The organism is Cellulomonas sp. P1_C4 (genome assembly GCF_056406355.1).
On the sequence record NZ_JBFUAI010000026.1, the window covers coordinates 43,658 to 53,251 of the forward strand.

6 protein-coding genes are annotated in these 9,594 nt (G+C 73.9%); 4 read left to right on the top strand and 2 right to left on the bottom strand.

Annotated features, from left to right (window positions below):
- The first annotated feature begins 108 nt into the window (after window positions 1-108).
- Window positions 109-744 carry a carbonic anhydrase gene (locus tag AC1DYZ_RS18475; protein ID WP_477066576.1) on the top strand — a complete coding sequence of 212 codons (636 nt, stop codon included), beginning with the start codon at window positions 109-111 and terminating at the stop codon, window positions 742-744.
- A 35-nt stretch (window positions 745-779) separates the two neighbouring features.
- On the top strand, window positions 780-2,177 hold the full coding sequence (locus AC1DYZ_RS18480) for a class II fumarate hydratase (protein ID WP_477066577.1): 1,398 nt from the start codon (window positions 780-782) through the stop codon (window positions 2,175-2,177).
- A gap of 54 nt (window positions 2,178-2,231) precedes the next feature.
- Here AC1DYZ_RS18480 and AC1DYZ_RS18485 read toward each other — a convergent pair whose 3' ends face one another.
- Both AC1DYZ_RS18485 and AC1DYZ_RS18490 read right to left on the bottom strand, forming a co-directional pair.
- A complete protein-coding gene (locus tag AC1DYZ_RS18485; RefSeq protein WP_477066578.1) occupies window positions 2,232-3,860 on the bottom strand; it encodes a DHA2 family efflux MFS transporter permease subunit in 1,629 nt (542 codons plus the stop codon).
- A complete protein-coding gene (locus AC1DYZ_RS18490; RefSeq protein ID WP_477066579.1) occupies window positions 3,857-4,492 on the bottom strand; it encodes a PadR family transcriptional regulator in 636 nt (211 codons plus the stop codon). Before AC1DYZ_RS18490 ends, AC1DYZ_RS18485 begins: the two co-directional genes overlap by 4 nt.
- A gap of 194 nt (window positions 4,493-4,686) precedes the next feature.
- Here AC1DYZ_RS18490 and AC1DYZ_RS18495 point away from each other — a divergent pair, with 194 nt between their 5' ends.
- Together AC1DYZ_RS18495 and AC1DYZ_RS18500 are read left to right on the top strand one after the other, a co-directional pair.
- The gene (locus AC1DYZ_RS18495) at window positions 4,687-7,983 is read left to right on the top strand and encodes an FtsX-like permease family protein (protein ID WP_477066580.1); all 3,297 of its coding nucleotides are present in this window, start codon (window positions 4,687-4,689) and stop codon (window positions 7,981-7,983) included.
- The coding region (locus AC1DYZ_RS18500; protein WP_477066581.1) for a hypothetical protein at window positions 7,980-9,594 on the top strand (1,615 nt) is incomplete at its 3' end. The genes AC1DYZ_RS18495 and AC1DYZ_RS18500, both read left to right, overlap by 4 nt.

Below are 9,594 nucleotides of genomic sequence, written 5' to 3' on the forward strand. Positions count from 1 at the left end.
CACACCCAAGGGCTACACCCGTTGGGTAGTGGCGCGCCAGTGGAAGCGGGATACCCGCGTGCTGAACACCGGCTCCCGAGCGGGCGCCGGACCTGCGACGATGGCGCCGTGACACGCCCCACGACCCCCGCCGAAGCCTGGTCCGCACTGCGCGAGGGGAACGAACGGTTCGTCCGCGGCGAGATGCTGCACCCGTCCCAGGGTGTCGACCATCGCGCGGAGCTGAGCGCCGCGCAGTTCCCGTTCGCGGTGATCTTCGGGTGCTCGGACTCGCGGGTGGCGGCCGAGATCATCTTCGACCAAGGCCTCGGCGACGTGTTCGTGGTGCGCACCGCCGGGCACGTGCTGGACACCACGGTGATCGGGTCGATCGAGTACGGCGTCCAGGTCCTCGGCGCGTCCCTGGTCGTGGTCCTCGGGCACGACAGCTGCGGCGCGGTCGCTGCGGCTACCACCGCGCTCACCACGGGCGAGCTGCCCGACGGGTTCGTGCGCGCGATCGTCGACCGCGTCATCCCCAGCATCGTGAACCTCGCGGGCGGCGCTCACGGGTCCCTGGACACGCTCGACCCCGCGGTCCTCGGGCACGAGCACGTCCGGCACACCGTCCGGATGCTGCAGGGCTACTCGCGGTCGCTCGCCGAGGCCATCACCGAGGGACGGCTGGCGATCGTCGGCCTTGAGTACACGCTCGCCGACGGCACGGTGCACCTCACCGAGGCGGCGGGCCAGCTCGACGCCTGACACCGACCACCGCGGGCGTGCGGCAGGATGAACGCATGACTTCTGAGTTCCGGATCGAGCACGACACGATGGGCGAGGTGCGCGTCCCGGTCGACGCCCTCTACCGCGCACAGACCCAGCGGGCCGTCGAGAACTTCCCGATCTCGGGCAGCCGCCTCGAGCGCAGCCACATCGAGGCCCTCGCCCGCATCAAGAAGGCCGCCGCCCGCGCGAACGCCGAGCTGGGCGTCCTGGACCAGGACGTCGCCGACGCCATCGTCGCCGCCGCCGACGACGTGGCCTCCGGCGCGCACGACGGCGACTTCCCGATCGACGTCTACCAGACCGGCTCGGGCACCAGCTCGAACATGAACACCAACGAGGTGCTCGCGACGCTGGCCACCCGCCGGCTCGGCCGCGACGTACACCCGAACGACCACGTCAACGCGTCGCAGTCGTCGAACGACGTGTTCCCGACGTCGGTCCACGTCGCCGCGACGGCCGGCGTGGTGCGGGACCTGGTCCCGGCGCTGGAGCACCTGGCCGAGGCGTTCGAGGCGAAGGCCGTCGAGTGGGCCGAGGTGGTCAAGTCCGGCCGCACGCACCTGATGGACGCCACCCCGGTCACGCTGGGGCAGGAGTTCGGCGGGTACGGCGCCGCCATCCGGTACGGCATCGAGCGGTTGCGGTCGGCACTCCCCCGCGCGGCCGAGGTCCCCCTGGGTGGGACCGCCGTCGGCACGGGCATCAACACCCCGGCCGGCTTCCCCCAGCGGGTCATCGCGCTGCTCCGCGAGGACACCGGGCTGCCGCTGACCGAGGCGCGCGACCACTTCGAGGCGCAGAGCTCGCGCGACGGCCTGGTCGAGCTGTCGGGCGCGCTGCGCACCATCGCCGTCAGCCTCACGAAGATCTGCAACGACCTGCGCTGGATGGGCTCCGGCCCGAACACCGGCCTCGGCGAGATCGCGATCCCCGACCTGCAGCCCGGCTCGTCGATCATGCCCGGCAAGGTCAACCCGGTGATCCCGGAGGCGGTGCTCATGGTCGCGGCGCGCGTCGTCGGCAACGACGCCACCGTCGCCTGGGCCGGCGCGAGCGGGTCGTTCGAGCTCAATGTGCAGATCCCCGTGATCGCCGCCGGCGTGCTCGAGTCGATCCGCCTGCTGGCCAACGCCTCGCGGCTGCTCGCCGACAAGACCGTGAGCGGGCTGGTAGCCAACGTCGAGCGCGCCCGCGCGCTGGCCGAGTCGTCGCCGTCGATCGTCACGCCGCTCAACCGGGTGATCGGCTACGAGGCCGCCGCCAAGATCGCCAAGCACGCCGTCAAGCACGGCATCACGGTCCGCGCGGCCGTCGTCGACCTGGGCTTCGTCGAGCGCGGCGAGGTCACCGAGGAGCAGCTGGACTCGGCTCTCGACGTGCTGAGCATGACGCGGCCGCCGCAGGCCTGACACGACGACGAAGGCCCCGGTCCACCAGGACCGGGGCCTTCGTCGTTCGCAGGGTCAGACCTCGGCCGCCACCGGCTGCTGCGCGGGCGCGTGGTGCACCGGGCGGCCGCCCTTCATGGCGAGGCTGGCGACGAGCCCGAGGACCAGCACGCCGACCGTGAGCAGCATCGTCTGCGTGACCGCGGTCGCGAAGCCGGAGTGCACGGCCTGCAGGGCGACGTCCTGGATGTGCGCGGCGACGTCGGCCGGAACCGACGACGGCAGCTGCGGGGCCGCGCCGCTGGCGAAGCTGCCCGAGGCGAAGCCGTCGACGAACGGCTTGCGAAGCTCTTCGGGGAGCTGCCCGGCGACGTCCTGCGCCGCCGCGGGGATGGTCACGGCCAGGCGCGAGGTCAGCATGGCGACGACCGCGGCCGACCCGATGACGCCGCCGATCTGACGCGTCGTGTTGAACGCGCCCGCGCCGGCACCGGCCGTGCGACCGTCGAGGCCCGAGGTCGCCAGGTTGGCCAGCGGCGAGAAGAGCGCGCCGGTGCCGACCCCGAACAGGATCATCGGCAGGACCAGGTGCCACACCGGCGCGTCGGGCTGCACGGCGACGGCCAGCCAGGTGATGGCGACCGTGAGCAGGGCGAACCCGCTGGCGACGACCCACTTGCCGGCGATCTTGTCCGACAGGCGCCCGGCGATCGGTGCGACGACCCCGGAGATGAGCGAGCCGGGCAGGCCCACGAGAGCGGCCTGGAGCGGCTCGAGCCCGAGCACCTCCTGCAGGAAGAGCGTGAACGGGAAGAAGATGCCCATCATCGCGAAGCTCACGGCGGCCCCGGCCACGTTGGACAGCGAGAAGTTGCGGTGGTGGAACAGGCTCAGCGGGAGCAGCGCGTTGCTGCCGAGGTGGCGCTGCCAGAGCACGAAGGCCACGAGCACGAGCAACCCGGCGCCGATGACGCTCCAGACCGTGATGGGGCCGGCGATGGTGCCCCAGTCGTAGGTGGCACCCTCCTGGACGCCGAACACGACGAGGAACATGCCGACGATCGAGAGCAGCACGCCGACGCCGTCGAACGAGCGGTTCGCCGTCGGGAGCGTCGGGAGCGTCCGCACCGCGAGGACGAGGGCGACGATGCCCACCGGGATGTTGACGTAGAAGATCCACTCCCAGCCGACGGTCTGGACCAGGAGACCACCGAGCACCGGGCCGGTGATGGTGGCGATGCCGGCGACGGCACCCCACAGGCCCATCGCCGACCCGCGCTTCTGCGGCGGGAAGACCCGCGTGATCATCGACATGGTCTGTGGCGTCATGAGCGCGGCGCCGACGCCCTGGGCCGCGCGCGCTGCGATCAGCATCCCGATCGAGCCGGACAGGCCGCAGAGCAGCGACGTGAGCGTGAAGATGACGAGGCCGACGATGAAGACGGGCCGGGGGCCGAACCGGTCACCGAGCCGGCCGGTGACCAGCAGCAGGGTCGCGAACGTCAGCAGGTAGGCGCTGTTGACCCAGCCGACCGCCGTGAGGTCGGCGTCGAACGCCGTGACCAGCGACGGGATGGCGATGTTCACGATCGTGGTGTCGACCATGATCATGAAGAAGCCGAGGCAGAGGGCGGGCAGGATGCTCCACGGACTGCGGCCGTGGAGGTCGACGAGCGCGGGTGGCTGCTCGGTGGCGGTGCTCATGAGTTGTCCTTCGAGTTCGGGTGGGAGGAAGACGTGAGGGTGCGCTTGGCCTCGAGGTAGCCGGGCGGGACCGGGCCGCCCCAGTCGAGTGCGCCGACGCGCAGCTCCTCGAGCGTGGTGTCGAGCCACGCGATCTCCGCGCGCAGCACGGCGAGGTCGTGCTCGACGTCGAGGAGGTACCGGCGGGGTAGGCCCCGCTCCCGGACAGCCCCGTAGGACGCCTCCAAGGCGGCAAGGTTGCCCGTCTTGCGGTCGCGCCGCCCCGTGAGCTGCTCGACGACGACGTCCGCCGGCAGCTCGTTCGCCTCGGCGAGCCCGACGGAGAACAGCGGGTAGGCGGGGTGCTCGTCGCCGAGCAGGCTGGCCAGGCGCTCGGCGCAGGCTGCGCGCCCGGCGTCGGTGATGCGATAGGTGGTGCGCTCGGGGCGCTTCCCGGTGCGGTCCGTGCCGACGACCTCGACGAGGCCGTCCCGCTCGAGCCGTTCGACGCCGTGATACACGGCGCCCGGGTTGACCCGCACGATCCGGGCGTCGCCGCGCTCCACCAGGGTCTGGTGCAGCTGGTAGGGGTGCATCGGCTGCTCGTGCAGCAGGGCCAGCACGAGCACGGCGACCGCTGACAGCTCGGCCACATCCCACCTCCTTACTAATTATTCCGACGGGAATATATCTCAGGGAAGCGCCACCTGTCACCTTTGGATCACGGTCCGCTGTGCATCCGCGGAATCGCTCCCACACTTCCTCCGGCGTCCCTTACGATCACGGAGCCGCGTGCGTCATCCCTCGATCGTTCGCGCCTGGGACGACGACGTCGGGAGGAGGTCGCATGGGCTGGAGCCTGCGCGTGCTGCGCCACCGCGCCGCGGCACAGCGGACGCTCCTGGTCGCCGTCGTCGCCGTGGCCCTCGTCGGCGCCTCGCTGCTCGGCACCTTCGCCCTGCTGCTGTACACCAGCGCGCACGGGTCCTTGGACACCGCCCTCGACCGCGCCCCGACGGTTGCCACCGACATCGATGCCGTCGTCACGGTGGACGCCACGTCCGACCCGGCCACCGCGGTCGCCGCGGGTGAGTCGTTCCTGGACGACCTGCTCGACGACGTCCCGGCGACGCGCGGCCAGTGGCTCACGTCCCCCATGTACCGCCTGGTCGGGCAGGGCGGCCGCGTCCCCCCGCTCTCCTACCTCGCCGCCAACCCCCGGCTGCCGTCGGACGCCACCCTGGTGGCGGGCGCGTGGCCGACCGCCGCGACCGACGACCAGGGCCGCGTCGAGGTGGCCGTCCCGAAGGTCACGGCCGACGCGTACGGCTGGTCGGTGGGCAGCGAGCTGGCCGTGCAGAGCGTGGCGAGCCAGCAGGACACCCGGTTCGTGGTCGTCGGCATCCACGAGCTGACCGGGCCTAGCGGCATCTGGACCCGGGACCTGCTGCAGGGCGCCGAGCACGATCCCAGCTACCCCGTCCCGGGCACCTTCGGCTTCCTCACCACCGACGCGTGGGGTCCGTTCGTCGCGGACCCGGGCGCCCTCGACGGCGTCGGCGCCCTCGCGACCGCGGACCTCGTCGCCTCCCCGCACCTCACCGATGCACCGGACGGCGCGGTCACCGGCCTGCGCTCCCGGCTGGACGACGCGCAGGCGTCGCTGACCGCTGCGGTCGAGGGCGTTGCGGTCTCCGGTGCCTTCCGCTCGCACCTGGCCGAGACGATCGACGTCGCCGAGGGCAACCTCGCGGTCACCCGGATCAGCATCGTGATCGTCGGACTCATGCTCGTCGTGCTCTCCGTGACCGTGCTGCTGCTCGCCGCCCGGCTGCTGGCCGACCGGCGGGCGGCCGAGCAGACGCTGATGTCGTCCCGCGGCGCGTCCGGCCGCCAGCTGCTCGGCCTGGCGACGCTCGAGGCGGCTGTGGTCGCGCTGCTCACCACGCTGGTGTCGCCGTGGCTCGCCGGGCTGCTCTTCGGGCTCATCACGTCGTTCGGCCCGCTCGAGCGCGCCGGGATGCACACCGACCCGGGCCGGCCGGTCTCGCTCTGGGTCACCTGCGTCGTGGCGTCGTTCGTCCTGGCCGGCGTCCTGCTCGGGCCGCTCCTGCGGCGCCGGGGCAGCGTCGTCGACACCGAGCAGCAGCTGGTCCGCCAGGACCGGCACGGTGGCCTCGCGCGGTCCGGCGTGGACCTGGCGCTGGTCGCCCTCGCCGGGGTGGCGGTGTGGCAGCTGCAGACGTACCGCTCCCCCGTGGTGGCCGGCGCGAAGCTCGACCCGATCCTCGTCGCGGCGCCGGCGCTGCTGCTCCTCGCGGGCGCGGTGCTCGCGCTGCGGGCGCTCCCGCTGGTCACCGCCGTGGGCGAGCGGCTCGCGGCCCGTGGTCGCTCGCTCGTCGCGCCGCTGGCCGCCTGGGAGGTGGGTCGGCGGCCGTCCCGCGCGGCGGGCGCGGTGCTGCTGCTCACGCTCGCGCTGGCCGTCGGCTCCTTCTCGCAGTCGTTCCTCGCCACCTGGCGGACGTCGCAGGCCGACCAGGTCGACCTGCAGGTGGGCACCGACGTGCGGGTGAGTCGGCTCAACGGCGAGGCGATCACGCAGACGGAGGTCGTCGACGGCCTACCGGGGGCGCAGGCGACGAGCGCGGTGGCGTTCCGCAGCGTCCGCTTCGGCGCGCCGACCGACGGCGACGACGCCACCAACGCCGGCACGGTCAACCTGTTGGCCCTCGACGCCACGCGCGGCGGCGACCTGCTGCGGGGCCGCATCACGCCCGACTGGGGTCAGATCAGCGCACCGCTGGCGCCCACGACACCCGACGGGGCGATCCCGCTTCCCGGTGCACCGACCTCCCTGCTCCTCGACGTCGACAGCGCCGTCTCACCGGAGCTGACCGGCTCGCTGCTGGTCACGGTGGTGGTCGAGGACACGTCCGGCACCCGCACGTCGCTCCAGCTGCCGGTCGTGCCGCTGCTCGGGACGACGCGGGACGTCAGCGTCCCGCTGCCTGCGGCCGCCGAAGGGCTGCGCCTGGTCGCGGTCGTCGCCCAGGGCATCGCGGCCGGCCCGGACATCGGCGCACTGAACGACGGGGACGGGCCGGGCAAGACGATCGCGGTGGCCGTGACCGTCAGCAACCTGCGGTCGGTCGCGCGCCCGGCCGGGGCGACGGCCGACACCGTGACGCCCGTCCCRCTGAGCGGCGCCACGTGGACGGGCGGCGCGCCCGCGGACGACCGCGGCCGGCGAGCGCTGGTGGCCACCACGGCCGACGACGACGGCCTGCACCTCAGCGCGCGGCTGGACCCGATCGGGCTGATCTTCGGACAGGCTCGGATGGCGGCGATGACGTTCGTGGACCCCGGCGTGGTGCCGGTGGTGACGACGGACACCGTGCTGGCGAGCCTCGGGGCGAAGATCGGGGACATCGTGCAGCTCGATCTCGACGGCGCGCCGGTCCGCGTGTCGATCGAGCGCGAGGTCCCGTACCTGCCCGGCATGCCCCGCGGCGCCGGGATGCTGGTCGACCGCGACCTGCTCGGCCGGGCCGCACTGCAGTCGGCGTGGAGCGACCCGCTCCTGGACGAGTGGTGGCTGCAGGTCCCCGACGACCGTGCGGCCGCGCTGGTGGACCAGGTGGTGGCCGACGAGCTGGGCACCCCGACCAGCCGGGTCGAGGTGCGGACGGCGGCGATCGAGGGTCCGCTGCGGGTCGGCGTGCAGGCCGCGCTCTGGATCGTCACGTTCGCCGCGCTGGCGCTCGCGGTGGCCGGCTTCGCGATGAGTGCGACGGTCGCCGTGCGCACGCGGCGCCTCGAGCTCGCGCGGCTGCAGGCGCTCGGCGCGTCCCGCCCCTCGCTCGTGCGATCGGTGCTGGTCGAGCACGTCATCCTCGGCACGCTCGGGCTCGCCGCGGGCCTCGCGCTCGGCGCCCTCCTCGCGTGGGTCGTCGCGCCCCTGGTCACGGTCTCCGCGACCGGTGGCCGGCCCGTCCCGCAGGTCGTCGTGCACTGGCCGTGGCCGGCCGAGGTCGCGTTGCTCACGCTCCTCGTCCTGCTCGTCGGCACCGCTGTGGCCCTCACGACGAACCTGCTCCTTCGCCGCGCGTCCGGCGAGCTGCTGCGGTTGGGGGACGAGCGATGAGCGTCACGACGACACGTGCGGCCGCCGGTTGGCGCGCGGCGACCGCCGACGGAGTGCTCGTCGCGCGGCGGCGCAGCCGGCAGGACGCCGGGCTCCTCACGCTCTCGGCGCTGCTCCTGGCGGTCACGGTGCTGCTCTCGCTCGTCGTGCCGCGCGTCGTGCTGCGGATGGCCGACGAGGGCGTCCAGCAGGCCGTGACGGACGCCGGCCGGACGGCGGACGTCGTCGCGACGATCGGCCGCGCACTGGGCACGGCGGACGGCCGCCAGGACGACGCCGCGACCCTCGTCGCCAATGCCGCGGCCGGGATGGTCGACCTGCTGCCGGCCTCCGTGCGTGAGGTCACCGACGCGCCCGTCACGGCCGTGCAGAGCCCGTCCCTGACGATCCAGACCACCGCGGGCCTGGTCGCGACGCGGCTCGTGCACGTGGGGTACGGCGCTCCGAAGCACGTCGGCGACGTCGCGCCCGAGACGGTCCGGTGGGTCACGGGCCTCGAGCCTCGGATGTCGCCGCCGCCCGTCCTGTCGAGCGGGAACGCCGTGCCACCGGCCGACAACCCGCGCCTGGTCGAGGTCGGCGTCTCCGCGTCGGCCGCGGAGGACGTGGGCATCGCCGTGGGCGACCGGTTCGCGCTCAAGGGGCCGACGCTCGGCGCCGTCGAGGTCGTGGTGACCGGGCTGTACGAGGCGCTCGACGCCGGCTCCCCGCTGTGGGCCGCGCACCCGGACCTGCTGGGCGAGGTGCCCACTCCCGCCCAAGCCGCCGCGGTCGGCCGTGTGGGCCTGCTCCTGTCCGACGCGTCGCTTCCCGACATGCAGCTCGGGATATCGAAGCAGCCCGTCGAGACGATCGTCCGGTTCCCCGCGCAGCCCGGCGACCTGGCCGCCACGGACACCGACGAGATCGAGCGCGCCGTCTTCCAGATGCGCGCTGACCCGACCGTGCTCACCGGCTCCGACGGGCACACGCCCGCGATCACCACCGGGCTCGGCGTGGTGCTGCGGGCGGCTGACGCGCGGCTGCGGGCCGGCACCGCCCAGGCATCGGTGCTGCTCATCGGGCTGGCCACCGTCGGCGCGCTCGCGCTGGTGCTCGCCGCCCGCCTGCTCGTCGTGCGCCGCGAGACGTTCCTGCTCGCGGAGCGGGCCCGGGGGGCGTCCGTGGCGTCGGTCGCCGTGCGTGCCCTCGTGGAGAGCGTCCCGCTCGTCGTTCTCGCCACCGCCGTCGGCGCGCTCGGCGCGTGGCTGATCCGGCCCGACGCCCGCGGGTCGTGGACGATCGCCGCCGTCGTCGCCCTGGTCGCCRCGGTGGCGCCGGCGATCGCGGCCGCTCGGGTGGTCCGGGGCGCGTGGACCGGGCGCCGGGTGCCCGCCAACCGGGTGGATCGGGAGCGGCTGGTGCGCCGCCGGCGCGTCCGCCGCCTGACCGCCGAGCTCGCCCTCGTCGCGGTTGCCGCCGCAGCGCTGGTGGCCGTACACGGCCGCGGGCTGCTGCAGACGGCGACCGGCGGCGTCGACCTGCTGCTCGCGTCGACGCCCGTGCTCCTCGCGACCGCCGCCACGCTCCTCGCCGCCCGCGCCTTGCCGCCCGTGCTGCGCGCCCTGTCCC

What these genes read in the sequence shown, in the direction of transcription:
- AC1DYZ_RS18480 (WP_477066577.1), top strand. Translation starts at nt 780, where the DNA reads ATGACTTCTGAGTTCCGGATCGAGCACGACACGATGGGCGAGGTGCGC.
- AC1DYZ_RS18485 (WP_477066578.1), bottom strand. Translation starts at nt 3,860, where the DNA reads ATGAGCACCGCCACCGAGCAGCCACCCGCGCTCGTCGACCTCCACGGC.